Source organism: Tessaracoccus sp. ZS01, from assembly GCF_022342445.1.
In the GTDB taxonomy this organism is placed as follows: Bacteria; Actinomycetota; Actinomycetes; order Propionibacteriales; family Propionibacteriaceae; genus Arachnia.
Map to the genome: position 1 here is coordinate 86,908 of NZ_PQFE01000008.1, position 26,486 is coordinate 113,393.

Sequence of the window (26,486 nt, forward strand, 5' to 3'; positions counted from 1 at the left end):
ATGGACGTCCTCGAAATGATCTACGGCACGCCCGCCGGAAAGTTCGTCGCCGGCAAGCTGGGCGTGTCAGAACCCCCCGCCCTGCGTCGTGGCCGCACCATGCCGACGGGCGAGGTGCTGCTGGGTGAACTCGACGGCGGCGGCATCGCCCGCGAAACGCTCGCGCTGTTGGGCGTGACGCCAGGGGAGCCGCTGCTGGACGTGGCCGACAACCGGACCAAGGACGAGAAGGGGCGCGCCCAGGCGCCGCGCTATCCCCAACGACCGGGTGCCCTCGTCGTCGACGCGACGGGGCTGCGGGAGATCACCCAGCTGGAAGGTCTGCGCCAGTTGCTGCGCCCCGTCATGCGCGGGCTGGAACCCTCCGGGCGCGTCATCCTCCTCGCCACCGATGCCTCGGAGGTCGAGGGCCTCGAGGCGAAGACCGTGGCCCAGGCGATCGACGGCATCAACCGCACCGTCGGTAAGGAACTGCGGGGCGGCGCCACGTCCAACCTGGTGTTCCTGCGCGGTGGGGCGTCTGCCTCGGACCTCGCGTCGACGATGTCGTTCCTGTTGGAGGGCCGCTCGGCGTTCGTCTCCGGCCAGGCGTGGCGCGTCGGGCCGGCGAAGATCGCCCATGACGTGACGGACCGGCCGTTCGCGGACCGCATCGTCGTGGTGACGGGCGCCGCCCGGGGCATCGGTGCGGCGATCGCACGCACCTTTGCCCGCGACGGCGCCCTGGTGGTCGCCGTCGACATCCCCGGTGCCGGGGACGCGCTGGCCAAGGTCGCCAACGAGGTGCACGGCTCCGCGCTGCAGCTCGACATCACGGTTCCCGACGCGGGGGCCCGCATCGCTGCGCATGTCGCCTCCCGGTACCCGGGCCGCGAAATCTGGGCCGTCGTCCACAACGCGGGCATCACCCGCGACAGGATGCTCGCCAACCTCGACGAGAAACTGTGGGGCTCCGTCCTCGACGTGAATCTCGCCGCCGAGATGCGTATCAACGAGTACCTCCTGAACAACGACGTGCCCGGCGGGCTCAGCGAGGAGGCCCGAATCGTCGGGATCGCCTCCACCTCCGGTGTCGCCGGTAACAAGGGCCAGACCAACTACGCGGCCTCGAAGGCAGGCGTCATGGGCCTGGTGTGGGCGATGCGCGACGAACTCAAGGACCGGCCCATCACGACCAACGCGGTAGCTCCGGGTTTCATCGAAACGGAGATGACCGCGGCCATCCCGTTCCTGCAGCGCGAGATCTTCCGCCGCACCAACTCGCTGAGCCAGGGTGGTCAGCCCGTCGATGTCGCCGAGACGCTCGCCTACCTCTGCGGCCCCGCCTCCGGCGGAGTCGACGGCCAGGTCATCCGGGTGTGTGGCCAGAACCTCGTGGGGGCGTGAGCCATGGGACGCGATGTGATTGAGCTGCGGGAACTGCCCGACGTCAACAAGTTGCTGCTCAAGGCCCTGACCGGTGCGGTGACCAAGAAGGGCCGACGCGCCCAACTGCCGGACCGATCCTTCCTGGTGATGGACCACCAGCAGGACGTGGCGCGGCTCGCCCAGTACTGCCGGGTCACCGGTTTCTCCCTCCGCGACGAGGTGCCGGCCACGTGGCTGCACGTGCAGACGTTCCCGCTCCAGGCGGCGCTGATGGCGCAGGACGACTTCCCGTTCTCGCTGGCGGGGCTCGTGCACGTGACCAACACGATGCGTCTCCACCGGGCGGTCCGGGTGGGGGAGCGCCTGAGGATGTCGGTGCGGACGGAGAACTTGGCGCCCCATGCGAAGGGCGCGGCGTTCGACATGGTCGGCGAGATCCATGCGGGCGACGAACTGGTGTGGAGCGGCACCTCCAACTATCTGGCCACCGGCGCGAAGGTCGACGGCGAACCAGGGAAGTCGGTGCGTCTGGCTGCGCCCACGACGGCGCCGTCTCAACTGTGGCGGCTGCCCGCGGATCTCGGCCGGCAGTACGCCAAGGTCTCCGGTGACTCGAACCCCATCCACCTGTACCCGCTCACGGCGAGACTCTTCGGCTTCCCGCGCCCGATCATCCACGGCATGTGGACGCACGCGCGGGCGGTGGCCGCACTGGGAGGTCGCCTGCCGGAGGCGTACGAAGTGCAGGTGCAGTTCGCCAAACCCATCATGTTGCCCGGCAAGGTGGGCTTCACCGCCGCGGGTCAGGACGGCACCTCCACCTTCGCCGTGGTGAACAAAGAGGGCAAGCCCCACCTCGTGGGAGCGCTCACCGCGCGGTGACATAGCTGGAGCGTGCGAGACAGGCACACGTCGCCCCCTGCCGGGCACGGTGCCTGTTTTTCGCGCGGTCAAATGTCCGAAGGTGCCCGGACGATAGGATTACGCGCCATGAGCGTCCCCAATGTGCTGGCCAACCGTTACGCATCGACGCAGATGCGCCAGATCTGGGCCCCGGAGGCCAAGATCATCTCCGAACGGAAGCTGTGGCTCGCCGTGCTCCGCGCCCAGCACGACCTCGGCGTCGACTTCGGTGGCGCTGATGCCGACCAGGTCATCTCGGCCTACGAGGGCGTCGTCGACCAGGTGGACCTGGCCTCCATCGATGAACGCGAACGCGTCACCCGCCACGACGTCAAGGCCCGCATCGAGGAGTTCAACGCGCTCGCCGGGTTCGAGCACATCCACAAGGGCATGACCTCGCGCGACCTCACCGAGAACATCGAGCAGTTGCAGGTGCTCGACTCGCTGCGGGTGGTGCGCGTCCGCGTCGTCGCCACGCTCTCCGAGCTCGCCCGCCTGGCCACGCAGTACGCCGACCAGCCCCTCACCGGCCGCTCGCACAACGTCGCCGCGCAACTCACCACGCTCGGCAAGCGGTTCGCCACCGCCGCCGACGAACTGCTCGTCTCGCTGGACCGGCTCGACAACCTCATCGCCCGCTACCCGGCCCGCGGCATCAAGGGCCCCGTCGGGACGGCGCAGGACATGCTGGACCTCCTGGGCGGCGACGCCGACAAGCTGGCCGAGCTGGAGCGCCGCATCGCCGAGGAACTGGGCTTCGGAGCGGTGTTCACCTCCACCGGTCAGGTCTACCCGCGCTCGCTGGACTACGACGCGGTGACCGCCCTGGCGCAGATCGCCGCCGCCCCCTCGAACGTGGCCACCACCATCCGCCTCATGGCCGGCATCGAACTGGTCACCGAGGGCTTCAAGGAGGGCCAGGTGGGCTCGTCGGCCATGCCCCACAAGATGAACACCCGCTCCTGCGAGCGCGTCAACGGCCTGGCCGTCATCCTGCGCGGCTACGTCTCGATGCTCGGGGAGTTGGCCGGCGACCAGTGGAACGAGGGCGACGTCTCCTGTTCCGTGGTGCGCCGCGTCGCGCTGCCCGATGCGTTCTTCGCCCTCGACGGCCTGTTCGAGACCTTCCTCACGGTGCTGGCAGACTTCGGCGCCTTCCCGGCGGTCATCGAGGCCGAACTCGAGCGCTACCTGCCCTTCCTCACCACCACCAAGGTGCTGATGGCGGCGGTGCGCAAGGGCGTCGGCCGCGAGGTGGCGCACGAGGCGATCAAGGAACACGCCGTCGCCGTGGCGCTGGATCTGCGCAAGGGCGCGCGCACCAACGACCTGCTCGACAGGCTGGCCTCCGACGACAGGCTCGGCCTCACGCGCGACGAACTGGGCGGGCTCGTGGGCAGCCCACTCGAGTTGGCCGGCACGGCCCAGGCGCAGGTGGCGCGCATCTCCGCCCGGGTGGCTGAGATCGTCGAGGCTGATCCCGAGGCCGCGGCCTACCGCCCGGGTGCCGTGCTCTGAGTTGTCCACACCCTGACCCGCGGCGCCGGACACGGTGACCCGGGAGGCCTGTTCAATGGCGGCATGCGCCGCAGAAACGAGAGAGGGCTGTCGCTGTCCGTCTGGACGGCGGTGGCCCTCCCCGCCTTCATCGTCACCGTCGGCCTCGGCGTCGACTTCGCCGGCCACGCCGCAGCCGAGCAGGAGGCCCGTGAGATCGCGGCCCAGGCAGCCCGCGCCGCCACCCACCAGGTGTCGTTGACGGACGCCGGCGTCAGGCTGGACATCGCGGCCGGCAAGCGCGCGGCCCTCGGGTTCGCCCAGGCAGCCGGCTACACCGCGGACGTCCTGCTCACGCAGGCCTCGGGCGCGCAGGTCACGGTGCGGGGCACCTATGACACCGTGTTCCTCGGCCTCATCGGCATCCACGGCATCGCCGTCGAGGGCGGGGGTACCGCACGGGGCGTACCCGTGACGCGTAGTTGAACGATTGACATGTTCGCTGGAGGCGATGTGGGGAATGACGTGGGCCCCCTGGGAGGTTGTGGGCGGGTGACAAGGCCCTAGAGAAGGACCCCCCATGACTGATGTGGCAGCGCGGCCCAAGCGCGTACAGGTGACTGGCGCGTGGGCGGACGGCGACAAGACCCCGCTCAACCCGAACGAGGCACTCAAGCAGGCCGACGACGGCCTGAACGTCCGCCAGCGGATCATCGACGTGTACTCGAAGCAGGGTTTCGCGTCGATCCCTGGTGACGACCTCCGGGGCCGCATGCGGTGGTGGGGCCTCTACACGCAGCGCAAGGAGGGCATCGACGGTGGCCAGACGGCCACGCTGGCGCCCGAGGAGCTCGACGCCGAATTCTTCATGATGCGCGTGCGCTCCGACGGCGGCGCCCTGTCCAACGAACAGCTGCGGGTGATCGGCGGTATCTCCTCCGAGTTCGCGCGCGACACCGCGGACATCTCGGACCGCCAGAACATCCAGCTCCACTGGATCCGCATCGAGGACGTGCCGGAGATCTGGGAGCGTCTCGAAGCGGTGGGGCTCTCCACCACCGAGGCCTGCGGCGACGTGCCCCGGGTGATCCTCGGCTCCCCGGTGGCGGGGATCGCGGCCAATGAACTGGTCGACGGCACCCCGGCCGTGCGGGAGATCCTGGAGCGCTACATCGGCAACCCGGAGTTCTCCAACCTGCCGCGCAAGTTCAAGACCGCCATCTCCGGCAACACCACGCTCGACATCGTGCATGAGGCCAACGACATCTCGTTCGTCGGCGTGGTGCACCCGCAGCACGGGCCCGGCTTCGACCTCTGGGTGGGCGGCGGCCTGTCCGTCAACCCGATCTTCGCGCAGAGGTTGGGCGCGTGGGTCCCGCTGCACGAGATCCCCGACGTGTGGGCCGGCGTCACGTCGATCTTCCGCGACTACGGCTACCGCCGCCTCCGCAACAAGGCACGCCTCAAGTTCCTCATGGCGGACTGGGGCCCTGAGAAGTTCCGGAAGGTGTTGGAGGACGAGTACCTCCACCGCCGCCTCGTGGACGGTCCGGCCCCCGACGTGTCGCAGGCACGCCGCGACCACATCGGCATCCACCCGCAGAACGACGGGCTGTTCTGGGTGGGCGTGGCCCCCATCGCCGGCCGCGTATCCGGCACGCGTCTCAAGCGCATCGCCGACCTGGCATTGCAGTACGGGTCCGGGCGCGTCCGCCTCACCCCGCACCAGAAGTTGCTGGTGCTCGACGTCCCCCCGGAGAACACGGAGGCCCTCGTCGCGGCGCTCAACCCGCTGGACCTGCAGGCGCGACCCTCGGAGTTCCGCCGCGGCGTGATGGCCTGCACCGGCATCGAGTTCTGCAAGCTGGCGCTCGTCGAGACCAAGGCGCGGGCCCGCACCGTCGTCGAGGAACTCGAGGCCCGCCTGCCTGATTTCGACGTACCGTTCACCATCCACGTCAACGGCTGCCCGAACGCCTGCGCCCGTACGCAGGTGGCGGACGTCGGCCTCAAGGGCATGGTGCAGCAGGACGCCGACGGCAACCTGACGGAGATCTTCCAGGTGCACCTGGGCGGCGGCCTGGGCTTCGAGCCCCAGCTCGCGCGCAAGACGCGGGCGCTGAAGGTCACCGCCGAAGACCTGCCGGAGTACATCGAGCGGCTCGCGCGCACCTTCCTCGCGCAGCGCATCGACGGCGAATCCTTCCGTCAGTGGGCGCACCGCGCAGAAGAGGACGACCTCCGATGACCCTCATCGACACCGCGGCTGAGGCGCAGGCGCGTTTCACGGCGCTGGAGGCCGATGAGCGGTATCAGGGGCACCTCGGGCGGGTGGCGCTGACCCGCGAGGTGCTCATCTGGGCGGCAGACGCGTTCGGTGGCGATGTGACGGCCGCCTCGTCCATGGGCGACGAGGTGCTCGTCGAGCTCATCGCCCAGAGCGCCCCGTCGCTCGACGTGTTCTTCCTCGACACGGGCTTCCACTTCCCGGAGACCCTCGAGACGCGCGACCACTACGCCGGCCGGGTCCGGCTCCGCACGGTCCTGCCGCTGCTCACCGTCGACGAGCAGGACGCGCAGCACGGGCCACGGCTCTTCGAGTCCAACCCCGACAACTGCTGCGCGATCCGCAAGGTCGAGCCCCTGGAGCGCGCCATCAGTGGGCACAGCGCCTGGGTGACGGGCATGCGCCGCGTCGACGCGCCCACCCGCACGGACATCACGCTCGTGGGCTGGGACGCCAAGCGCGACATGATCAAGATCAACCCCATCGCGGCGTGGACGGACGACGACGTGGAACGGTTCGCCTTCGAGGAGGACGTCCACCTCAACCCGCTGCGCCAGAAGGGCTACCCGTCCATCGGTTGCCAGCCCTGCACGCGGCCGGTCGCGGCCGGTGAGGATCCCCGGGCCGGCCGTTGGTCGGGCAAGAACAAGACGGAATGCGGACTACACACATGAGCTACATCCTGAGTCACCTGGAACACCTCGAGTCAGAGGCCATCCACATCTTCCGCGAGGTCGCGGGCGAGTTCGAACGGCCGGTGATCCTCTTCAGCGGCGGCAAAGACTCCGTCGTCATGCTGCACCTGGCGCTCAAGGCTTTCGCGCCGGCGCCGCTGCCGTTCTCGCTCCTGCACGTCGACACCGGGCACAACTTCCCCGAGGTGCTCGACTACCGTGACCGCACGGTCGAGCGCGTTGGCGCCCGGCTCCACGTGGCCAGCGTGCAGGACTACATCGACGACGGCCGGCTCCGCGAGCGCGCCGACGGTACGCGCAACCCGCTGCAGACAGTGCCGCTGCTCGACGCCATTGAGAAGGGCCGGTTCGACGCCGTCTTCGGGGGCGGCCGCCGCGACGAGGAGAAGGCCCGAGCCAAGGAGCGCGTCTTCTCGCTGCGCGACTCGTTCGGCGCCTGGGACCCCCGTCGGCAGCGCCCCGAACTCTGGGACCTGTACAACGGCCGGCACGCCCCGGGCGAACACGTGCGGGTGTTCCCGCTGTCCAACTGGACGGAGCTGGACGTCTGGCGCTACATCGAGCGGGAGCAGATCGAACTGCCCAGCCTGTACTACGCCCACCGACGCGAACTGTTCCAGCGTGACGGCATGTGGCTCGCGCCAGGCGATTGGGGCGGCCCGACCAACGGGGAGACGCTCGAGACCCGCACGGTGCGCTACCGCACCGTCGGCGACATGAGTTGCACCGGCGCCGTCGAATCCGACGCGCGCGAGGTGTCGGACGTCATCCTCGAGGTGGCTGCCTCGCGGATCACGGAACGCGGCGCCACGCGTGCCGACGACCGCCTCTCCGAGGCTGCGATGGAAGACCGTAAGAAGCAGGGGTATTTCTGATGAGCACGCATGACCTTCTCCGTCTGGCCACCGCGGGCTCCGTCGACGACGGCAAGTCCACGCTCGTGGGCCGGCTGTTGTACGACACGAAATCCGTGCTGGCGGACCAGCTCGACGCCGTGGACCGGGTTTCCCGCGAGCGGGGGCTCGAGGGCCCGGACCTGGCGCTGCTGACCGACGGTCTGCGCGCCGAGCGCGAACAGGGCATCACCATCGACGTGGCGTACCGCTACTTCTCGACGGCGAACCGCTCCTACGTACTCGCCGACACCCCCGGCCACGTGCAGTACACCCGCAACATGGTCACGGGCGCCTCGATGGCAGAGCTGGCGCTGATCCTGGTGGACGCGCGCCACGGCGTCGTCGAACAGACGCGCCGGCACCTCGCGGTGACCGGGCTGCTCGGCGTGCGGCACGTGGCGATCGCGGTGAACAAGATGGACCTCGTCGGCTGGGACGAGGCCCGTTTCACCGAGATCGTCGCCGATGCCCGCACAGTGGCCGCGCGTTTCGACATCCAGGACGTGCTGGCGGTGCCGCTCTCGGCGCTGCTGGGCGACAACGTGGTGGAGCGCTCGGCCAACACCCCCTGGTACTCGGGCCCCACTCTGCTCGAGCACCTCGAAGCGGTGCCGGTGGGCACAGACCCGGCTACTCAGCCGCTGCGGCTCCCCGTCCAGGCAGTGCTCCGCCCGCAATCCGAGGGGCACCGCGATTACCGGGGCTACGCGGGGCGCATCGCTGCCGGCATCGTCAGGGTGGGCGAAGAGATCGCTGTGCTGCCCTCCGGCCGCCGCTCGCGCGTCATCGGCATCGACCAGGGCCAGGCCGACGGCACGGTGCGCGAGCTCACTGAGGCCTTCGCGCCGCAGTCCGTGACGGTCAGGTTGGCAGATGACATCGACATCTCGCGCGGCGACCTGCTCGCCTCTGCGGAAGCGCCCGGGCACGTCACCCGCACCGTCAGCGGCATGGTGTGCGTGCTCTCCGAGCGTCCGGTGCGCCCCCGCGACCGCGTGCTTCTGCGGGCCGGCACCCGCACCGTCCGCGCGTTGGTGGAGGAGATCCTGGACCAGCTCGACATCGAGGCCGTCGAATACACCCGAGCCCCTCAGCAGTTGGAGCTCAACGACATCGGCCGCGTCCGCATCCGGCTGGCCGACGACCTGCCCATCGACGACTACCACGAGCTGCGGCGCACCGGAGCGTTCCTGTTGATCGACGAAGCCGACGGTGCCACCATGGCCGCCGGGATGGCAGACGCCCCGGACCGCTACGCGGGGGCGGAGATCTGATGGACGTCGTGCTCATCGCGCACGGCTCGCCGGACCCGCGCCACGCGGCCGCCATCGAGCGGATCGCCGACGCCGTGCGGCTGCGCCAGCCGGGCCGCGAGGTGCACACGTCGTACCTGGACCACCACGGCCCGACGATCGATGACGTGGCCCACGCACTGCAGGGCCGGCCCGCCGTCGCGGCCCCCGTGCTGCTGACCAAGGCCTACCACGCGAGGGTCGACATCCCGGCCGCCGTGGCGGCGCTCGGGGCGCACGGTTCCCCGGTGACGCCGACGCCGCCCCTCGGCCCGGACTCTCGCCTGCTCGCGGCCTGCGAGGAGGCGCTCGCTGCGGCCGGTGTGCCGCCGGAACCGGACACCGCGGTGCTGGTGTTCGTCGCAGGATCCTCCGACCGCCCCGCCGTGACTGCGGTGGCCGAGACCATCGCCGCCTCGCCCCGGCTGGGTTGGGGCCGCTGGGCCGTGGCGGCGCTCGACGGTGGGGACGCCGTCGAAGAGGTCGTCCCGCGCCTGCGCGACGAGGCGTCGCGGGTGGTCGCGGTGAGCTTCATGGTGGCGGAGGGCATCCTGCGCGACCGCATGGTTGAGCGGTGCGCGGCGCTCGGCATCGACATGGTGCCCGGCGCCCTCGGCGACACCGGGGCCCTCGCGGATCTCCTGGTGGCGCGGGTGAACGGGGACCACACCGTCACTGTGCCGCGGCACGCGGATCCGGCGGCGCCAGCGCTGGTCGCCTGACGGGGCCTCGGTGCGCCCTCAGGCGATTCTGAAGAATGCCTGGCAGATCTCCGGCATGGGCACGCCGGTCGTCGGGTCCTCGTGGTGGACATTGGCAGCCCACACAACCCCTAGGCGGCGCACATGCGCGGCGGGCTGGGAGCCGGGGGCATGACGGGCGGTGCGGTGAACAGGGCGCTGATCGAAGAGGACTTCGATCAGGCGCAGGGCGACGGCGCGGGGATTGGTACGCTCACCCGGTGAGTCAGTACGGGCACCTCCTCAACCTCCCCCTCCTGCACGCGGGCAAGGTCCGCGAGTTGTACGAAGCGGACGGCCGCATCCTGATGGTCGCCACGGACAACATCTCGGCCTACGACCACGTGCTGAGCACGCTCATCCCCGACAAGGGCGCGATCCTGACCCAGTTGTCGCTGTGGTGGTTCGCCCAGCTCACGGACCTCGTCGAGAACCACGTCGTCTCGACGGAGGTACCCGAGGCGGTTGCCGGCCGCGCCACGCTGGTGGAGTCGCTGGACATGGTCGAGGTGGAGTGCGTCGCGCGCGGCTACCTCACCGGGTCCGGATGGACGGAGTACCAGGAGTCGCGCACGGTGTGCGGGGTGCCGCTGCCCGAGGGCCTGCGCGACGGCGACAAGCTGCCCGAGCCCATCTTCACGCCGGCCATCAAGGCGCCGATGGGGGAGCACGACATGAACGTCGACTACGCCACCATCGCCGGCATCCACGGCGAGGAGCTCGCTGCACAGCTGCGCGACCTCACGCTGCGGATCTACTCGCGGGCAGCCGAGATCGCCGCAGAGCGCGGCATCATCCTGGCCGACACCAAGTTCGAATTCGGCCGCCGCCCCGACGGCACGCTGGTGCTGGCCGACGAGGTGCTCACCCCGGATTCGTCGCGCTTCTGGGACGCGGCCCTCTGGGCGCCGGGCGAGTCGTTGCCCAGCTTCGACAAGCAGTACGTGCGTGACTGGCTGGCGAAGGACTCCGGCTGGGACAGGGCCTCCGACACCCCGCCGCCGGCACTGCCCGAGCACGTGGTCGACGCCACCCGCAGCCGTTACCTCGAGGCTTACCGCCGGTTGACGGGCGAGGACTTCACGGCGGCCTGACATGACACCTGGCCAGGACATCGACCGCTCGGACGCCGTGGACCGCGCCTGGGTCCACGAGGCCATCCGCAAGGTGGAGGCCGACGCGAACCGCTCCGCGGAGACGCATCTGCTCAGGCTCCCGCTGCGGGCCTACCCCGACGTCGACATCTACCTCAAGGACGAGTCGACGCACCCCACGGGTTCGCTCAAGCACCGGTTGGCGCGCTCGCTGTTCCTCTTCGCGCTGTGCAACGGGCAGATCCATGAGCACACCACCGTCATCGAATCCTCCAGCGGCTCCACGGCCGTCAGTGAGGCCTACTTCGCGCGGCTGCTGGGGCTGAAGTTCATCGCCGTCATCCCGCGTTCCACCAGTGGGGAGAAGATCGGCCTCATCGAACGCGCCGGCGGCACCTGCCACCTCGTCGACGACCCGACGGCCATCTCCGACGAGGCCGCCCGCCTCGCCAGCGAGACCGGGGGGCACTACCTCGACCAGTTCACGCACGCCGAGCGGGTCACGGACTGGCGGGGCAACAACAACATCGCCGATTCGATCTTCTCCCAACTGGAGCTTGAGCGTCATCCCATCCCGTCGTGGGTCGTGGTGAGCGCCGGCACCGGCGGCACGGCCGCCACCATCGGGCGGTACGTGCGCTACCGCCGTCACTACACCCGCCTCGCGGTGGCAGACCCGGACTTCTCCGCGTTCCTGCCCGGCTGGCGCGACGGCGACCCTGGCGTGCACACGGACCGCGGCTCGCGCATCGAGGGCATCGGCCGCAGCCGGGTGGAACCGAGCTTCGTCCCAGGGGTCGTCGACCGCATGATCGCCGTGCCGGACAGTGCCTCCGTCGCGATGGCCCGGGCCGTCACCGGCGTGCTGGGAAGCACCGTCGGGCCCTCCACCGGCACCAACCTGTGGGCCACCCTGCAGATCGCCCGCCAGATGCAGGAGGCGGGGGAGAGCGGCAGCATCGTGTCGCTGATCTGTGACTCCGGCGAGCGCTACGCGGCCACCTACGGCCACGACTCCTGGCTGGCCGAGCACGGAATCGACCCGGCCGCCCACCGGCGGCAGGCCGAGGACCTCCTCGGCCAGGCAGGCCCCGCCTGAGCGGCGGCCGCGTAGAGTGCCAGCCATGGCTATCCGCATGGTTGCACTCCTTGACGGCACGATCATCGACCCCTCCCAGCCCATCGTCCGCGCAGACGACCAGGGCGTCGTCCGGGGCGACGGGGTGTTCGACGCGCTGCTCGCCGTCGACGGGGCCGCGCTCCATGTCGAGGAACACCTCGCGCGTCTGGCGAGGTCTGCCGAGATCCTGCACCTGCCTGCGCCGGATGCCGCCGGTTACCGGCGGGCGATCGAGGCCGTCGTGCGGGCGTGGGACTGGCACGCCGACCGGGAAGCAGTGCTGCGCCTCATCATGACCCGTGGGGCCGAGGGCATCGAGGAGCCCAACGGTTGGGTCATGGCCGCCCCCATGGACGAGCGCACGTTGCGCGAGCGCCGCGACGGGGTGCGCGTCCTGATGCTCGACCGCGGCTTTGAAGGCTCCGGCATCGTCGACCTGCCATGGCTGCTGCCCGGCGCCAAGTCCCTGAGTTACGGCATCAACATGGCCGCGCGCCGCTACGCCATCGCCAACGGCGCGGACGACGTCATCTTCATCACCCCGTCGGGCACCATCCTCGAGGGCCCCACCTCCAGCGTCGTGCTGGACCTCGACGGGGTGCTCACCACGCCGCCGCTCGAGGGCATCCTGCGCTCCATCACAATCGCCGAGCTGCTCGACGAGGGCCCCGCGGCCGGGCTGAGCGTGGAGGTGAAGCCCATCACCCGCGAGGACCTCTTCCGGGCCCGGGGTGTCTGGCTGTTGTCCAGCGGCCGTCTGGCCGCGCGCGTCACGCAGGCCGATGGCCGTGAGCTGCCCGTGTCGCCGCTCCACGACGACGTGTGCCGCCTGCTGAAGATGCCCGGCTACTCCTCGTAGCAGCCCGACGACCGGCGGACCACCAGCACGGGTTCCAGCACCACCCTCTGGTGCTCGTGCCCGGGATGGGTCACGTGGTCGATCAGCAGCCGCGCGGCGGTCTCGCCCATGTCGCGGGTGGGCTGACGCACCGAGGTGAGCGGCACGATCCAGTTCGCGGCGAAGTCGACATCGTCGTAGCCGACCAGCGCGACGTCCTCCGGCACCCGCACACCGGCGCCCGCGAGGCCGCGGTAGACGCCGAAGGCCAGCATGTCGTTGCCGCAGATGATGCCGGTGGGCAGTGTCCCCGCCTCCAGCATGGCCCCGGCGCTCAACCTGCCGGACTCGATGCCGATGCCGTCGCTGCGGATCTCGCGCAGGGTGCCTGGGTCCAGGCTGCCGTCGGCCATCGCCTCCTGACAACCGCGGACGCGTTCCTCGAACTGCCGCAGCGTGGGGAGGCCGCCGACGAAGGCGATGTCCCGGTGCCCCAGGCCGATCAGGTGCTGCGCCGCCATCCGGCCCCCGGCGACGTGGTCCACCCGCACCGAGCAGGGGTGGTCGTCGTCCTCGTAGTCGATCAGGACGGTGGGCGTGCCGGCCTCCGCGGCGGGGGAGCCGCCGCCGGCCGGGCTCACGAGGGCGCCCGCCACCCGCTGTGCGGTCAGGACCTGCAGGAGTTCCGCCTCGCGGTCGTGCTCGTTCTCGGAGTTGCAGAGGATCATCACGTAACCGGCCGCGGATGCGGTGCGCTCCACCGCGTGGGCGACCTCCATATAGAACGGGCTGAGCACGTCCACCACCACGAGCCCGAGGGTCTTGCTCGGCGCACCCGTGAGGACGCGGGCGGACTGGTTGGGGATGAATCCCAGTTCGCGCACCGCTGCCATGACGCGTTCACGGGTCGTCCCCGTGACCCGTTCGGGATGGTTCAGCGTGTTGGACACGGTGCCGGTCGAGACGCGCGCCCGGGCAGCGACGTCAGCGATGCTGACTCTGAGGCGGGCCACTTGGTCTGGAACGGTATCTCTCATGGCTGCTCCGATGAATGTCACAGAAATGCATCGATCTTCGCGGAGCCCTTCCGGGCCCTCGAATGTGAGAGTACATTCTTGCGCAAGACATTTGAAGCGCTTCAATCACGGCAGTGTTGCCGGATTGACCGTCGAAAGGACCCACTCATGAAGCGGCGCTTTTTCATCCAGATCAGCGGCCTCGCAGGCGCGGCTGCGATCGGCTTGACCGCCTGTGGAGGTGGTGGGGACACCACCTCCACCGGAGCACCTGCGGCCGGTGAATCCACCGGCGCGGGCGGCGACGGCGGTGGCGAGTACACCATCGTGATCGTGCCCAAGGACTCCACCAACCCCTGGTTCGTCCGCATGGAGGAGGGCGTCAAGAAGTACGCCGCGGACTCTGGCCTGGACGTCTACCAGAAGGGCCCCTCGGAGACCGACGCCACCATGCAGGCCCAGGTCATCCGCGACCTCATCGCGCAGAAGGTCGACGCCATCGGCGTGGTCCCGGTCGATCCCGGGGCACTGGAGCCTGTCCTCAAGGAGGCCATGGACGCCGGCATCGTCGTCGTGACCCACGAGGGCGCGAGCCAGCAGAACACCCAGTACGACATCGAGGCCTTCAACAACACGGCCTACGGCGGCTTCATCATGGACAACCTCGCCGAGGCCATGGGCGAAGAGGGCGTCTACACGACGATGGTCGGCCACGTCACCAATGCGTCCCACAACGAATGGGCCGACGGCGGCGTCGCGCACCAGAAGGAGAAGTACCCCAACATGACGCTGCTCGAGGCCGAGGCCCGGGTGGAGTCGCAGGACGACGGCGAAGTCGCCTACCAGACGGCCAAGGAACTGCTCAAGAAGTATCCCGAGCTCAAGGGCATCATGGGCACCTCGTCGTTCGACGCCCCCGGCGTCGCGCGGGCCATCGAGGAACTCGGCCTCAAGGGCAAGGTCTTCACCGCGGGCACCGGTATGCCCGCCGCCAACAAGGAGATCCTGGAGAAGGGCCTCGTCGCCGCACTCACCCTGTGGGATCCGGCCGATGCCGGCTACGCCATGGCCTCCTTGGCCAAGGCCGTCCTCGACGGGACCCCGATCGAGGACGGGCTGGACCTCGGCGTCAAGGGCTACGAGGACCTCAAGTTCGCCGAGGGGAGCGACAAGGTACTCGAGGGCGCCGGCTGGATCGTGATCAACGCGGAGAACGTCGACAGCCTCGGCTTCTGATCCACCCGCACCCAAGGCGTACGGGGTCCGCACCGGGCCCCGTACGCCCCTACCTCTGGAGGAACAACAATGACGCAACCGGTGATCGCGGTCCGGGGAGTCAGCAAGGCCTTCTCGGGAGTGAAGGCGCTCGATCACATCGATTTCGAGATCCATCCCGGCGAGATCCATTGCCTTGCCGGCGAGAACGGCTCAGGGAAATCGACCCTGATCAAGGTCATCTCCGGTGTGTATGAGCCCGACGAGGGCGAGATCATCCTGAACGGTCGCTCGCACTCGAAGCTCACACCCATCGAGGCGATCCACCACGGCATCCAGGTGATCTACCAGGACTTCTCGGTGTTCCCGAACCTCACCGTGATGGAGAACCTGGCCCTCACCAGCGAACTGTCCGAGCGGCGCACGTTCGTCAACTGGAAGCGGTTCCGGCAGATCGCGGAGAAGGCCGTCAAGAAGATCAACTTCTCGATCGACCTCGACGCCCGCGTCTCGGACCTGTCGGTGGCGGACAAGCAACTCGTCGCCATCTCCCGGGCTCTGCTGACCGACACCAAACTCATCATCATGGACGAACCGACCACCGCGTTGACCGACCGCGAGGTCGCCGCGCTGTTCCGGGTCATCCTCGACTTGCAGGCGCGTGGCATCGCGATCCTGTTCGTCAGCCACAAACTCGATGAGGTCTTCGAGATCTCGGAGCGGTTCACGATCATCCGCAACGGCAAGCTCGTGATCACCTCCCTCCCGGAGGAACTCACGCACCAGAAGTTCGCCCAGTACATGACGGGCCGCGACGTCAGCGAGGAGACCACCGCGCCGACGGGTGGGCCTGGCGAGATCGCCCTCGAAGCCGAGGGCCTGAGCCTCAAGGACGCGTTCCACGACGTGAGCTTCACGCTGCGCAAGGGCGAGGTGCTGGGTGTCACCGGCCTCCTGGGCTCGGGCCGCACCGAGCTCGCCCTCACCCTCTTCGGCGTGTTCACCCCCGACAGCGGTCAACTCAAGGTGGGCGGGAAGCCCGTCACGCTCCGCAGCATCCGCGACGCCATCGCCAACGGGATCGGTTACGTGCCCGAGGACCGCCTCAGTGAGGGCCTCATGCTCGAGCGGTCCATCGGGGACAACATCGTGATCTCCGAGATCGACAAGCTCTCCACCGGCATGGGAGTGACCCGGCCGGGCCGTCGTCAGGCTGAGGTCGACCGCTGGGTCGACGAGTTGGCCATCGCGACGAAAAACCCGTACAACGCGGTGAACACGCTCTCGGGTGGTAACCAGCAGCGCGTGGTGCTGGCCAAATGGTTGGCCACCGACCCGGACGTCCTCATCCTCAACGGCCCCACCGTCGGTGTGGACATCGGCTCGAAGCACGACATCCACGTGATCCTGAAGGAGTTGGCCGAATCAGGCATGGGCATCATCGTGATCTCCGACGACATCCCCGAACTGCTCCGCGTCACCAACCGGGTGCTGCTGCTCCAGGAGGGCCGCATCGTCGCCGAGGTGGACCCCACGGAGATCTCACAACACGACCTGTCGGCCATGATCACCGGCGCCACGAAGGAGAACTGACATGGGTCTCCTGAACAAGGTCGTCCGCGCCAACGAATTCTACGTCTTCCTGGTGATCGTGGTGGTGAGCCTCATCATCCAGGCCCGCAGCGGTCAGTTCTTCACCCCCAACAACCTCGTCGACCTCGCCAACGCGATGGTGGTCCCCGGCCTGTTCGCGGTGGGTACCTACATGGTGCTGGTGTCCGGCGGCATCGATGTGTCGTTCCCCGCGCTGGCCTCGCTCGCGGTCTACGCGGTGACCCGGTACCTCGTGGACAGCGGGTTCCAGGGCAGCATCCTCATCCCGTTTGCGCTGGTGATCGTCCTCGGCGCGCTGCTCGGTGCGTTCAACGGCGTGTTCACCGCCAGGCTGGCGGTGGCGGTGCCCACGCTTATCATCACGCTCGGCACCGCCAACGTCTTCTCCGGCGTCATGCAGGGCGCGCTGTCATCGGTGCAGATCCCCAAGCTGCCCCAGTCCATGGAGGACTTCGGCCGGGCGACGCTTTTCACGGCGACGAACCCGACGTCGGGGCTCACGTCGTCGATGCCCGTGTCGTTCCTGATCCTGGTGGCCGTGGTGGTCATCGTCTTCTTCGTGATGCGCTACACCATGTTCGGCCGCGGCATCTACGCCATCGGCGGCGATGAGTCGTCGGCCATCCGTGCGGGGTTCAAGGTCCGCAACATCAAATTCTGGCTCTACGTCATCGTCGGCGTCATCGCCGCCCTGGGCGGCCTGGTGCGGACCTCGATGATGGGGCAGATGCACCCCACCAACCTGCTCGGCATGGAGATGATGGTCATCGCCGCCGTCGTGCTGGGTGGCACTGCGATCACCGGCGGCACCGGCTCCCTGACCGGCGTCATGCTGGGCACCCTGCTGATCGTCATCGTCCAGAACTCCATGATCCTGATGGGTATCCCCACCTTCTGGCAGCGGTTCGCCCTCGGCATGCTGATCATCGTCGGCACCGGCATCTCCGCCGTGCAGTTGACGCGTAGACGCAGACGGCAACGTCTGGTGGCGGAGTGAGAGGCAACTGACATGAGTACAGCCACCGTTTCCACCAGCCGGCGCCGCGCCCGGGTCACCCGGGACGCGCACCTCATCCGGCTCTTCGGCATCCTCATCGCGTTGACGGCGTTCTTCCTCATCGTGAAGACCGACGCGTTCATCAGCGTGGGCACCTGGCAGTCCATGGGTGTTCAGTTCCCCGAGTACGGCCTGATGGCGTTGGGCGTGATGCTCACCATGATCACCGGTGGCATCGACCTGTCGTCGGTCGGCATCGCGAACATGACAGCCATCGCCGCCGCGTCCATCATGCTCACCATGGCACCGGCCGGCGCAGACACGGGGCAACAGGCCACCGGTGTCGCCGTGGGTGTCGTCGTTTCCCTCGTGATGGGAGCGCTGGCCGGGCTCTTCAACGGGTTCCTCGTGGCCAAGGTACGGATCCCCGCGATCCTGGTCACGCTCGGCACCCTCGAACTCTTCACCGGCATCGCGATCATCATCACCGCGGGAAAGCCGCTGTCGGGCCTGCCGCCTGTCTACGGCGAGACGTTCGGGGGGAAGGTCCTCGGCGTCCCCACACCACTCGTGGTGTTCGTCGTCGTGGCGGTCATCATCTGGTTCATCCTGCATCGAATGGCGTTCGGCTCGAAGCTTTACATGCTCGGCAGCAACGCCACCGCCGCAAAGTTCAGTGGCCTCAACGCCACCAGCCTCCTGCTGCGCACCTACATGATCTCCGGCCTCGCCTCCGCGATGGCGGGCCTGGTCATGCTGGCCAACTACAACTCGGCCAAGGCCGACTACGGCGTGGCCTACACGCTGCTGACGATCCTGATCGTGGTGCTCGGTGGGGTGCACCCCAACGGCGGCAGCGGCAAGCTCATCGGCGTCGTACTGGCCATCGCCATCCTCCAGATCCTGTCGTCGGGCCTCAACATGTTCCCCGACATCAGCAACTTCTACCGCCCCCTCATCTGGGGAGCGGTGCTGCTGACCGTCATCAGCACGCAGGACCTGGGCCGTGACTTCTGGAGCCGCTTCAGGAAGAGAAAGGAGCAGTGATCGAGATGGCCACTGAGGAGCGCCGTGTCGTGATGGGGGCGGACTTCGCCGGGTTCCCCCTGAAGGAGCATGTGAAGAAGCACCTGGAGGAGAAGGGCTGGACGGTCACCGACCTGACCCCGCTCAAGGATGGGCTCCCCATGTACCACCGGGTGGGATTCATGGTCGGGTCCAAGCTCGCCGAAGGGGAGTTCACCAAGGCGCTGGCCTTCTGCGGCACCGGCATGGGCATCCATGTCGCCGCCAGCAAGGTGCCGCACGTGCACGCCGCCGTCGCCGAGACGGTGCACAGCGCCAAGCGCGCCGCTGCCGCCAACAACTGCAACCTGCTGGCGATGGGCGGTTTCTGGATCGCTCCGCGCCTGGGGATGGCGATGGCCGACGCGTTCCTCGAGACCGAACTCGGCGACGGTTACGAGGACTGGGACGGGTTCTACGACTACCACCGCATCGGCTACGACGAGTGCGAGAACTTCGACTACGAGGCCTACAAGGCCAACGGCTTCCAGGTGGTGGACCCGCAGGAGGCGGATCTCGGGCCGGAGCCCGAGCGCCTGTCGTTCTAGGCTGTCACCCCGCCAGCCAGGTCACCGCATTCCCGAACAGACGGCCGTACCCGGCCCACGCCATGAACTCCTTCGGCGCCCAGTGCGGCGAGATGTCAGAGGCGTAGGCCAGGGTGCGGCCGGCCCCGATCTGACGCACCACCAGCAGGGGCCGCCCCTCGACCTCCGCCAGCACGGTGGCGTCCTCGCGCGCCGTGAGCTTCTGGTAGCCGAGGATCGCGGGCCAGGTGCCATCGAGGCCGCGGGTCACGTCATGGTCCGCGACGACGACGGTGCCCTCCACCCCTTCCGGTGCTTCCACGCGGTCGTCGTAGGGGAGGATCGTGACGGGGAGGACCTCTTCGACGGCGGTGTCGTGGTAGTTGGCCTTGGCCTGGAAGCCCTGGAAGCTGAGATAGCCGCCCGCCATCATCAGGCCGCCGCCGCGCAGCACCCACTCCCGGAGCAGTTTCAGCCGGTTGGGCGCCCTCCGTCCCTCTTCGAAGACGACCGGCGGCAGGAGCAGGGTGTTGGCGCCGACGTCGGAGAGGATCACCACGTCGTAGGCTTCCAGGCCCTCCAATGTGAGGGGGAAATCCGTGGCCACGTCGTGGGAGCGCAGGTGGGTGACCTCGTGCCCCGCCTCCGCCAGCGCCACGAGCAGTTCAGCGCAGCCGATGTGGACCTGCGTATGGGGGAAGACGTCGTAGCCCTTGTGGTCGTCCACGGCACTGACCCAGGACTCGCCCGCCAGTAACACCCTGCTCATGTTGCCTCCGCTCGTCATTGAACTGGCTCTCAGGCTAGCGGAGACACGTAGAGTCGGAGGGGTGCTGGTTCCCCGCGACATCCTGTTCACCCACCTGGGTGCCGACGCCCTGGCGGCCCTCGACCTCGTGGCCCGGGAGGCCCGGGGCCTGCTGGGCGCCCACCTCACGGTCGACCGCGAACCGGGGCCGGTGACCCTGCGGATCACGGAGGTGGAGGCGTACGCGGGGCCGCACGACCCGGCCTCGCACGCCTACCGCGGCCCCAACCCGCGCAACGCGGCGATGTTCGGCCCACCCTGGCACGCCTACGTCTACCGGCATATGGGGCTCCACACCTGCTTCAACATCAAGGTGGGACCTGAGGGCACGGCCACCGGTGTGCTGGTGCGCGCCGGGGAGGTCGTCGAGGGAGTGGACACAGCGCGTGCCCGCCGCTCCGCGCAGGGGCGGACCCGCACCGATCACGACCTCGCCGCAGGCCCGGCCAGGCTCACCGTGGCCATGGGCATCACGCTCGCGGACACCGGGGCGCCGCTCGACGGCTCCACCGGGCTGCTCCTGAGCCCCCGCACCGGCCCCGCGCCCGTGACAGTGTCCGGTCCGCGCGTGGGCATCAGCGTGGCCACGGATTACCCGCTGCGGTTCTCCATCGCCGATGACCCCACCGTCTCCCGCGGGCGCGCCTAGTCGGGCCCCCTGGCCGATCCTGATCCCCTACGGGTGAACACCGAATGCCTGTCGGGCGGGACGACTCTGGGCCTTTGGGTGAGGGGGTCCATGATGACCTTCCACTGATCGGATCGCCGGTACCTGTCCGGTTCGACCTGGGAGTGGTGGAAGGGACACAACAACGCCAGGTTTCGGAGCGAGGTGGCACCGCCGGCCCACCAGGGGATCACGTGGTGGGCCTCGCATGAGGCGTCGGGTTTGCAGCAACCGGGGAAGATGCAGCCCTTGTCGCGGATTGTCAACGCCCGTCGCATCGCCGGGGTCACCAGCCGCTGCGCCTGGCCAACGTCCAGCACCTCGGAGCGGCCACCCAGGACGGCGGGCATCACGTCGGCGTCACACAGCAGCCGCCGCAGGTCCCCTGCCGCGACCTGCTTCCCCTCAGGCAGGAGCCGGGCTTCCTCCGCCTGCCCCCGCAGCTCCTGGAGCGTCATCTCAACGACAACTCGTGGCCGGTCTCCGGAGGTGACCGGCCTCTCTCTGTGGTCGGCGACCAGGGCGAGGAGGGCGTCGGCGCGACGCTGCCCGGGGGTCCGGTTCAGGTCCAGCACCCGCTGGGATCGGATGTCCGAGGCGCTGGCCCTGGCCCCTGCCAGCCCGGCCAACCGGCGGCGCTGGGCGCGGCGATCACGCTCGACGTAGCCCTCCACCAGTTTCAACAGTGGCACGGCCTCGAGTTCGGGTAGGCAGCCGTGGAACTTCACCGCACCCGCACCGTCGTCCGAGTAGTCGAAATACCGCCTGGCCCTGGCGCGCTCCGCCTGGGCGGCCAAGTGCTCCTGCGCCGACTCCCGTGAGGGGAGCAGTTCCGGCGCCACCTCCGCCAGCACCAAGGGCGCGATGTCCCTCAATTTGCGTGGTGTGGCGCCGATCTCCAGCGCCCTGCCGACGTAGGCCTCTTCGACCTTGCGTTGAATCTCCACCGGCAACTCGGGGAGTGTGGCCATGCCCTTGGCCACCGCGACGGCCTGCTTCGGTGAGATATTGCCGGCCAGGGCGGCGTCGCGCACGGGTTCGTGTCTGCTGATCTCCGCCGCCTGAAACACCTGACCCGCTGCATCCCGTGAATCCAGGCCCTCCGTCGTGGAGATCAACGCGGTCAGTTCCGTGCCGGTGGCCTCCCGCGCAGACCTGCGGCGGTCCACCTCGCTGGTCACCGTCGATGCCAAGGCGGAGAACCGGTCCGCCAGGTTGCGGGCCAATTGCATCAGCCCCACCAACTCCGCCGCGGTCAACCCCTCGCGCTCGCTGTGATCGATCGACGACAACGCCTCCCGGGCGACCTCCAGGGCCCCCTGAGTACTGCGTCGATTCACGTGCATGTTCTAAAAGATAGAGCCCCCGGCGATCTTCACAAGGGCTATCGATGCAGCTGTGGATAACTCCAGGACCGGCTAGGACTGGAAGGCCACGATCCGCTCGATCGCCTCAGCGATCGCGGGGGCGCCGGCAGCGAACGACAGCCGGACGGTGCGGTCACCGAGCACGGTGTCGAAATCCCGTCCAGGCGTCACGGCGACCCCGGTAGCCTCCAGCAGCGCCGAGGCGTAGGCCCCAGAGTCGGCCCAGCGCTCCAGCTGCGGGCCGAGGTCCGCGTAGTAGTAGAAGGCGCCGTCCGCTGGCGCAGCCACGCCCCAGTTCAGCCGGTCCTCCGCGGCCAGCAGCAGCCCGCGCGCCCCCGCGAACCCGGCGACTGCGGCGTCGCACTGCGCGTAGGACTCGTCGGTGAATGCCTCGAGCGCCGCGTACTGCGCCGGTGCCGGGGGACAGAGGGCGAGGTTGCCGGCCAGCGCGTCCACCGCGGGGGCCAGGTCGGCAGGCAGCAGCAACCACCCGATCCGCCAGCCCGTCATGCCCCAGTACTTCGAGAACGAACTCACCACGACGGCGTCCCCACTCAGTTCCCAGGCGGAGGTGCCGCGGTGGCCGCCGACGGGGTACGTCACGCCGTGGTAGATCTCATCGCTGATCAACCGCACGCCTTCGGCCCGGCACCAGTCCACCAGGGCCGCCAGTTCGTCGCGGCTGACCATGGTCCCGGTGGGGTTGGCAGGGGAGGCGAGGATCAGCCCCTGCAACGGCCGTTCAGCGTGTGCTGCGGCGAGCTGCTCGACGGTCGGCTGGAACCGCACGTCGGGGCCGCACTCGATGTCGACCACCTCGCACCCGAGCGACGTGAGGATGTTGCGGTAGGCCGGGTAGCCCGGGCGCGCCAGCGCCACCCGGTCACCGGCCTCGAACGCGGCCAGGAAGGTCAGGAGGAAGCCTCCTGATGAACCCGTGGTGACTGCCACCTGGGCAGGGTCGATGTCCAGCCCGTACCAGCGTCGGTAGTGCTCTGCGAGGGCCACGCGCAGGGGCCAGATGCCCAGCGCCGAGGTGTACCCGAACACCCGCCCCGAAGCATGGAGCGTTGCCGCGGCGCGATTGACGGCCGCTGGCGCACCGCCCGCGGGTTCGCCGGCGCAGAGGGAGATCACATCGCGGCCGGCGGCGCGCATCGTGGCGACCTGGTCCAGGACGGTCATCACCTCGAACGGTGGCACTGCAGAGCGACGGGAAGGCATGCAGCAGAGCGTATCGCGCGGGCATTCTAGGCTGTTATTGTTGATAATCGGTGGATTTCCACCCGTGTCGATTCTTGGGGGGCAAGATGACCACATCCGAAGGTGCAGTTGTATTGGCGTTGCCGCAGTTCCTGGAACTGTTGGCCTCTGGGGAAGAAGGCCGGCTCGCGCTCAGCCTGCTGGGTATGACGCCGGAGGATCTCCCGCTGTCGCCGGCCGTCTCCACGAACAGCGCCCGAGGGCTGGAACGCCAGCTGGCCTCGACGGTGGCGGCAGCCACCGAGCACCTGCAGGTCATCGCGCCGCTGGGCGAGACCCAGTCGATCTTCGCCTTCCGGTACGAGGATTCCTGCGCCGTGTTCCTGATGGGCCAGGAGGAGACGCTCGGGCTCAACTGTTCGGTCACTGAAGCCGGAGAGCTTGTGGACCGCACCATCGAGAAACTCCTGACGGCCCGGGTCGACTGGAGCGTCTGTTGGCATTCGGACGACGCGCTGCACCAGGTCGACGTCAACCCGGACGGCACCGTCGCGGGTGAACCGCAGGTGAGCCTGGAAGAGCTGGTGGCGGCCTTCGCCGCCTGACCCCGTCCGCACAGAAGGGATAGGGTGCTGCCCAGACAGGTGGCGAACTGGGTGCAAATCCCAGGCTGACCCGCAACCGTGACCGGAGTCCCGCACTCCGGCGAGCCGGACCAAAACCTGTTCCAGGAATCAGTACTCGCCGCGGATAGCGAGCTGCGTCCGGTGCGGCTCTGCTGCCCTGGTCACGCTCGTCGCGAGAAGGACAGGCAGCATGAAACACGCCACCATCATCAAACGCGCCCTCGTGGGCGCCCTCACCCTCGCCCTGGGGCTCTCGCTCCCGCCGGTCGCCCGGGCCGACACCGAGTTCACCTTCACGGACACGGACGTGCTCGAATGCATCTACGACGACAACGTCTGGGTCCCTCGTTGACCCCGGGGCCGGTGAACTCCTGGGCGGCTGCGCGACGGAATTCGCCACCGGTTCAGCCGCACTTGCCTCAGCCGGTTTCACGGTGGACAACCCGTCGTTCGTGAAGGTCATCAACGGCATCCGGGCCGATTTCGTGCTCGACGGGCAGTGGTGGACCTACTGGCACCGGCACTGGAGTGACGACTCCGGCTGGGGAAGCTGGACGTTCTCCGACCTGGGTGCCGGCAGCTACACCCCCGAGCCCGGAAGTGTGGAGGGCTGGTCGGTGTCGCCGTCGTCGGTGTTCGGCGGGGTTGCTCCGCGCTGGGCCGGCTACGCGCCGGGCGAGCTACCGGACCCCGCACCGTTCGCCCCGGTGATCGCGGCCCAGCCGGTGGATGTGGTCACCGAGACCGGGTACGACGCGCGGTTCACCGTAGCGGTGAAGGCACGGCCCACGCCTGTCATCACCTGGGAGTCCTCCACCGACGGCGTCGCCTGGGTCCCCGTCGACGGCGCCACAGGCGCCACCCTCACGCTCGCCTCCGTTGCGTTGGCCGATGACGGCCGCCAGGTGCGTGCTGTGGCAACGAACGAGGCCGGGACGCTGCGCAGTGAGCCTGCAGGCCTGGCCGTGACCGACCCGACGGCGGTGGAGGTGCCGGACGCGAAGTTCCGTCTGTGCCTGACCGACCGGCTCGGGATCGCGGCTGACAAGCCACTCTCGCAGAAGCTCCTGACTGGGCTGACCGGTGAACTGACCTGCGCCGCGTCGAAGTACCGCACCATTACGGACGTCACCGGCGCTGACCACCTCACCGGGATCTCGTCGCTGTCGTTCAGCGGCCACAAGGTGGCGGACCTGACGCCCCTGAGCGGGCTCAAGAACCTCGAGACGCTCACCCTGACGGGCAATGGCCTGACCGACGTCTCGGCGCTGGCCGGCCTCACGGGGCTGACCTCCCTGTGGCTGGCGACCAACCAGATCGCCGACGTCACGCCGCTGGCTGGGCTGACCGATCTGACCTCGCTCATGCTGAATTCCAACGCAGTCTCCGATGCCGGCGCACTGTCATCCCTGCTGCGGCTGAAGACCGTGGGCCTCAGCCGTAACCAGTTGACCAGCATCAGCAACCTGGTGAGCGACTCGATCGGCGACCTGACCATCGACGCCAACTCCATCGCCGAGCTGGACCTCTCCGGGATGCCCAACCTCACCCGGGTGGTGGCGCACGACAACGGCTTCTCCTCGCTCGAGTCGCTGCGCGGGCTCACGTCGTTGCAGACCTTCGCCGCCCAGGGCAACCAGATCTCCGATCTGGCTCCGCTCAGCGGGTTGCCTTCCCTGACGTCGCTGCTGGTGTCGAAGAACACGATCTCGGACGTGACGCCGCTGGCGGCCTTCGACTCGCTCACCTCCCTCGACCTGAGCAGCAACGCCATCGTCGACCTCAGCCCGCTGCAGGACCTCGTCGTCACGGATGCGAGCAAGGTACGGGCGCGCTACCAGAGCGTGGAGCAGCAGGTGGACACCGGCCGAGCCGTGAGCGCGACGTCCATCACGCACCTCGACGGGACGGACGTGGCCCTGACGCTGCCCGCCACCGTCAGCCGCACTGTCGGCGGGCGGCTGGTGTTCGAGGAGCCGGGGGCGTACACGCTCACCTGGAACAGCACGGTGACCGGCCGGGGTACCTTCGCGGGCTCCGTGCTCGTGACGGCCGCTGACCCGGTACCCGTCCCCACGCCCACCGTGACCGCCACAGCCGTGGTCACTGAGACCGCCACACCGGAGCCGGCGCCCACCGTCACCGCCACAGCCGTGGTCACGCACACCGTGCAGGCGACGGCTGGGCGCACCGCCCCGTACACGCTGCCCGGGCTCCACGACGTGGGAGGCCGGCGCTGGTACACCGACTGCGAGACCTACTCGGTCACGGAGCGCTGCCGCACCGACATCTGGGCCACCACCGTGACCCAGATGGACGGCCGGTACGAGGTGCGCCAGGGCTGGGCGTTCAACAACCTCACCTACCTCCCTGTGGAACGCGCGGTCTGGGAGGGCAACCCCCTCGCGCGCACGGGCGAGTGGCGGGCCTCCGACGGCCGGGACTGGCGAACCGAGTGCGATACGGCCGCCACCGGCCATGGCGCCTGCCGCTCCTACGTCCGGGCGACGGCGGTCTCGGCCAAGCCCGGACCCGCCGGGGCCTACCGGTTCGAGCAGCACACCGGTTGGCGCCTGAACAACATCGTGTTGTTCAGCTGATCAGACACAGGACGTGGGCGGCTCGGAGAGACACTTCGGGCCGCCCATCCC

Annotated in this window: 24 protein-coding genes, 1 pseudogene and 1 riboswitch; of the genes and pseudogenes, 21 read left to right on the plus strand and 4 right to left on the minus strand. The window is 68.9% G+C overall.

Annotated features, from left to right (window positions below; all coding sequences use genetic code 11):
* The 12 genes and pseudogenes from C3E87_RS09375 to C3E87_RS09430 all read left to right on the plus strand — a co-directional run bounded on the left by C3E87_RS09375 (position 1) and on the right by C3E87_RS09430 (position 12,751).
* The gene (locus C3E87_RS09375; protein ID WP_076061979.1) at positions 1 to 1,386 is read left to right on the plus strand and encodes a 3-oxoacyl-ACP reductase; all 1,386 of its coding nucleotides are present in this window, start codon (positions 1 to 3) and stop codon (positions 1,384 to 1,386) included.
* Positions 1,387 to 1,389: 3 nt separating this feature from the next.
* Positions 1,390 to 2,250, plus strand: coding sequence for a MaoC family dehydratase (locus C3E87_RS09380; RefSeq protein ID WP_076061981.1), 861 nt, complete (start codon positions 1,390 to 1,392; stop codon positions 2,248 to 2,250).
* 108 nt (positions 2,251 to 2,358) lie between these two features.
* The gene (purB, locus tag C3E87_RS09385; protein WP_076061984.1) at positions 2,359 to 3,789 is read left to right on the plus strand and encodes an adenylosuccinate lyase; all 1,431 of its coding nucleotides are present in this window, start codon (positions 2,359 to 2,361) and stop codon (positions 3,787 to 3,789) included.
* A 63-nt stretch (positions 3,790 to 3,852) separates the two neighbouring features.
* Positions 3,853 to 4,254: a hypothetical protein gene (locus C3E87_RS09390; RefSeq protein ID WP_076061986.1), complete on the plus strand. Its 402-nt coding sequence runs from the start codon at positions 3,853 to 3,855 to the stop codon at positions 4,252 to 4,254.
* Between the two features lie 94 nt (positions 4,255 to 4,348).
* Positions 4,349 to 6,016 carry a nitrite/sulfite reductase gene (locus tag C3E87_RS09395; protein WP_076061988.1) on the plus strand — a complete coding sequence of 556 codons (1,668 nt, stop codon included), beginning with the start codon at positions 4,349 to 4,351 and terminating at the stop codon, positions 6,014 to 6,016.
* Complete coding sequence (locus C3E87_RS09400) at positions 6,013 to 6,729, plus strand: phosphoadenylyl-sulfate reductase (protein WP_076061991.1); 717 nt, start codon at positions 6,013 to 6,015, stop codon at positions 6,727 to 6,729. Before C3E87_RS09395 ends, C3E87_RS09400 begins: the two co-directional genes overlap by 4 nt.
* On the plus strand, positions 6,726 to 7,625 hold the full coding sequence (cysD, locus tag C3E87_RS09405; protein WP_198928267.1) for a sulfate adenylyltransferase subunit CysD: 900 nt from the start codon (positions 6,726 to 6,728) through the stop codon (positions 7,623 to 7,625). The genes C3E87_RS09400 and cysD overlap by 4 nt, the downstream gene beginning before the upstream one ends.
* Entirely contained in the window at positions 7,625 to 8,920 is a 1,296-nt protein-coding gene (locus C3E87_RS09410) for a sulfate adenylyltransferase subunit 1 (RefSeq protein WP_076061995.1), read from the plus strand. Before cysD ends, C3E87_RS09410 begins: the two co-directional genes overlap by 1 nt.
* Positions 8,920 to 9,660, plus strand: a complete 741-nt coding sequence (locus C3E87_RS09415; RefSeq protein ID WP_076061997.1) for a sirohydrochlorin chelatase — start codon at positions 8,920 to 8,922, stop codon at positions 9,658 to 9,660. Before C3E87_RS09410 ends, C3E87_RS09415 begins: the two co-directional genes overlap by 1 nt.
* Before the next feature lie 239 nt (positions 9,661 to 9,899).
* Positions 9,900 to 10,751 (plus strand): annotated as a pseudogene (locus C3E87_RS09420) (phosphoribosylaminoimidazolesuccinocarboxamide synthase); the annotation flags it as partial.
* A gap of 22 nt (positions 10,752 to 10,773) precedes the next feature.
* Positions 10,774 to 11,871: a PLP-dependent cysteine synthase family protein gene (locus C3E87_RS09425; RefSeq protein ID WP_076062001.1), complete on the plus strand. Its 1,098-nt coding sequence runs from the start codon at positions 10,774 to 10,776 to the stop codon at positions 11,869 to 11,871.
* Between the two features lie 25 nt (positions 11,872 to 11,896).
* Positions 11,897 to 12,751, plus strand: coding sequence for an aminodeoxychorismate lyase (locus C3E87_RS09430; RefSeq protein WP_076062003.1), 855 nt, complete (start codon positions 11,897 to 11,899; stop codon positions 12,749 to 12,751).
* Here the strand turns inward: C3E87_RS09430 and C3E87_RS09435 are convergent.
* The gene (locus C3E87_RS09435; RefSeq protein ID WP_158069067.1) at positions 12,739 to 13,743 is read right to left on the minus strand and encodes a LacI family DNA-binding transcriptional regulator; all 1,005 of its coding nucleotides are present in this window, start codon (positions 13,741 to 13,743) and stop codon (positions 12,739 to 12,741) included. The genes C3E87_RS09430 and C3E87_RS09435 overlap by 13 nt on opposite strands.
* 171 nt (positions 13,744 to 13,914) lie before the next feature.
* Between C3E87_RS09435 and C3E87_RS09440 the strand changes: the two genes are divergently transcribed.
* From C3E87_RS09440 to C3E87_RS09460, 5 genes are all read left to right on the plus strand, one after another.
* Positions 13,915 to 14,982 (plus strand): autoinducer 2 ABC transporter substrate-binding protein, encoded by a 1,068-nt coding sequence (locus tag C3E87_RS09440; RefSeq protein ID WP_083665530.1) that lies wholly within the window; start codon positions 13,915 to 13,917, stop codon positions 14,980 to 14,982.
* Between the two features lie 69 nt (positions 14,983 to 15,051).
* On the plus strand, positions 15,052 to 16,554 hold the full coding sequence (locus C3E87_RS09445; RefSeq protein WP_076062007.1) for a sugar ABC transporter ATP-binding protein: 1,503 nt from the start codon (positions 15,052 to 15,054) through the stop codon (positions 16,552 to 16,554).
* Position 16,555: 1 nt separating this feature from the next.
* Positions 16,556 to 17,572 carry an ABC transporter permease gene (locus tag C3E87_RS09450; RefSeq protein WP_076062009.1) on the plus strand — a complete coding sequence of 339 codons (1,017 nt, stop codon included), beginning with the start codon at positions 16,556 to 16,558 and terminating at the stop codon, positions 17,570 to 17,572.
* Positions 17,573 to 17,584: 12 nt separating this feature from the next.
* Positions 17,585 to 18,619: an ABC transporter permease gene (locus C3E87_RS09455; protein ID WP_076062011.1), complete on the plus strand. Its 1,035-nt coding sequence runs from the start codon at positions 17,585 to 17,587 to the stop codon at positions 18,617 to 18,619.
* 5 nt (positions 18,620 to 18,624) lie between these two features.
* Positions 18,625 to 19,185, plus strand: coding sequence for an RpiB/LacA/LacB family sugar-phosphate isomerase (locus C3E87_RS09460; RefSeq protein WP_076062079.1), 561 nt, complete (start codon positions 18,625 to 18,627; stop codon positions 19,183 to 19,185).
* Positions 19,186 to 19,189: 4 nt separating this feature from the next.
* Here the strand turns inward: C3E87_RS09460 and C3E87_RS09465 are convergent, their stop codons facing one another.
* Positions 19,190 to 19,933 (minus strand): glutamine amidotransferase, encoded by a 744-nt coding sequence (locus C3E87_RS09465; RefSeq protein WP_076062013.1) that lies wholly within the window; start codon positions 19,931 to 19,933, stop codon positions 19,190 to 19,192.
* 61 nt (positions 19,934 to 19,994) lie between these two features.
* Here C3E87_RS09465 and C3E87_RS09470 point away from each other — a divergent pair, with 61 nt between their 5' ends.
* Positions 19,995 to 20,621 carry a DNA-3-methyladenine glycosylase gene (locus C3E87_RS09470; protein ID WP_233120773.1) on the plus strand — a complete coding sequence of 209 codons (627 nt, stop codon included), beginning with the start codon at positions 19,995 to 19,997 and terminating at the stop codon, positions 20,619 to 20,621.
* On the opposite strand, the gene C3E87_RS09475 is transcribed toward C3E87_RS09470, so the two are convergent.
* Both C3E87_RS09475 and C3E87_RS09480 read right to left on the minus strand, forming a co-directional pair.
* Positions 20,618 to 21,985 (minus strand): HNH endonuclease signature motif containing protein, encoded by a 1,368-nt coding sequence (locus tag C3E87_RS09475; protein ID WP_076062015.1) that lies wholly within the window; start codon positions 21,983 to 21,985, stop codon positions 20,618 to 20,620. The two genes, C3E87_RS09470 and C3E87_RS09475, sit on opposite strands and share 4 nt — an antisense overlap.
* A gap of 72 nt (positions 21,986 to 22,057) precedes the next feature.
* Complete coding sequence (locus C3E87_RS09480) at positions 22,058 to 23,230, minus strand: pyridoxal phosphate-dependent aminotransferase (RefSeq protein ID WP_076062017.1); 1,173 nt, start codon at positions 23,228 to 23,230, stop codon at positions 22,058 to 22,060.
* Positions 23,231 to 23,316: 86 nt separating this feature from the next.
* Here C3E87_RS09480 and C3E87_RS09485 point away from each other — a divergent pair, with 86 nt between their 5' ends.
* The 3 genes from C3E87_RS09485 to C3E87_RS09495 all read left to right on the plus strand — a co-directional run bounded on the left by C3E87_RS09485 (position 23,317) and on the right by C3E87_RS09495 (position 26,435).
* Complete coding sequence (locus C3E87_RS09485) at positions 23,317 to 23,814, plus strand: hypothetical protein (protein ID WP_143570973.1); 498 nt, start codon at positions 23,317 to 23,319, stop codon at positions 23,812 to 23,814.
* Positions 23,815 to 23,819: 5 nt separating this feature from the next.
* A riboswitch (cobalamin riboswitch) is annotated at positions 23,820 to 23,954 on the plus strand.
* Between the two features lie 71 nt (positions 23,955 to 24,025).
* Positions 24,026 to 24,187: a hypothetical protein gene (locus tag C3E87_RS09490; protein ID WP_158069068.1), complete on the plus strand. Its 162-nt coding sequence runs from the start codon at positions 24,026 to 24,028 to the stop codon at positions 24,185 to 24,187.
* Between the two features lie 82 nt (positions 24,188 to 24,269).
* Positions 24,270 to 26,435: a leucine-rich repeat domain-containing protein gene (locus C3E87_RS09495; RefSeq protein ID WP_076062021.1), complete on the plus strand. Its 2,166-nt coding sequence runs from the start codon at positions 24,270 to 24,272 to the stop codon at positions 26,433 to 26,435.
* Positions 26,436 to 26,486: the final 51 nt, after the last annotated feature.

Coding starts and splice junctions, on each gene's coding strand:
- C3E87_RS09375 (WP_076061979.1), top strand. CDS start 1: ATGGACGTCCTCGAAATGATCTACGGCACGCCCGCCGGAAAGTTCGTC.
- C3E87_RS09380 (WP_076061981.1), top strand. CDS start 1,390: ATGGGACGCGATGTGATTGAGCTGCGGGAACTGCCCGACGTCAACAAG.
- purB (WP_076061984.1), top strand. CDS start 2,359: ATGAGCGTCCCCAATGTGCTGGCCAACCGTTACGCATCGACGCAGATG.
- C3E87_RS09390 (WP_076061986.1), top strand. CDS start 3,853: ATGCGCCGCAGAAACGAGAGAGGGCTGTCGCTGTCCGTCTGGACGGCG.
- C3E87_RS09395 (WP_076061988.1), top strand. CDS start 4,349: ATGACTGATGTGGCAGCGCGGCCCAAGCGCGTACAGGTGACTGGCGCG.
- C3E87_RS09400 (WP_076061991.1), top strand. CDS start 6,013: ATGACCCTCATCGACACCGCGGCTGAGGCGCAGGCGCGTTTCACGGCG.
- cysD (WP_198928267.1), top strand. CDS start 6,726: ATGAGCTACATCCTGAGTCACCTGGAACACCTCGAGTCAGAGGCCATC.
- C3E87_RS09410 (WP_076061995.1), top strand. CDS start 7,625: ATGAGCACGCATGACCTTCTCCGTCTGGCCACCGCGGGCTCCGTCGAC.
- C3E87_RS09415 (WP_076061997.1), top strand. CDS start 8,920: ATGGACGTCGTGCTCATCGCGCACGGCTCGCCGGACCCGCGCCACGCG.
- C3E87_RS09425 (WP_076062001.1), top strand. CDS start 10,774: ATGACACCTGGCCAGGACATCGACCGCTCGGACGCCGTGGACCGCGCC.
- C3E87_RS09430 (WP_076062003.1), top strand. CDS start 11,897: ATGGCTATCCGCATGGTTGCACTCCTTGACGGCACGATCATCGACCCC.
- C3E87_RS09440 (WP_083665530.1), top strand. CDS start 13,915: ATGAAGCGGCGCTTTTTCATCCAGATCAGCGGCCTCGCAGGCGCGGCT.
- C3E87_RS09445 (WP_076062007.1), top strand. CDS start 15,052: ATGACGCAACCGGTGATCGCGGTCCGGGGAGTCAGCAAGGCCTTCTCG.
- C3E87_RS09450 (WP_076062009.1), top strand. CDS start 16,556: ATGGGTCTCCTGAACAAGGTCGTCCGCGCCAACGAATTCTACGTCTTC.
- C3E87_RS09455 (WP_076062011.1), top strand. CDS start 17,585: ATGAGTACAGCCACCGTTTCCACCAGCCGGCGCCGCGCCCGGGTCACC.
- C3E87_RS09460 (WP_076062079.1), top strand. CDS start 18,625: ATGGCCACTGAGGAGCGCCGTGTCGTGATGGGGGCGGACTTCGCCGGG.
- C3E87_RS09465 (WP_076062013.1), bottom strand. CDS start 19,933: ATGAGCAGGGTGTTACTGGCGGGCGAGTCCTGGGTCAGTGCCGTGGAC.
- C3E87_RS09475 (WP_076062015.1), bottom strand. CDS start 21,985: ATGCACGTGAATCGACGCAGTACTCAGGGGGCCCTGGAGGTCGCCCGG.
- C3E87_RS09480 (WP_076062017.1), bottom strand. CDS start 23,230: ATGCCTTCCCGTCGCTCTGCAGTGCCACCGTTCGAGGTGATGACCGTC.
- C3E87_RS09485 (WP_143570973.1), top strand. CDS start 23,317: ATGACCACATCCGAAGGTGCAGTTGTATTGGCGTTGCCGCAGTTCCTG.
- C3E87_RS09490 (WP_158069068.1), top strand. CDS start 24,026: ATGAAACACGCCACCATCATCAAACGCGCCCTCGTGGGCGCCCTCACC.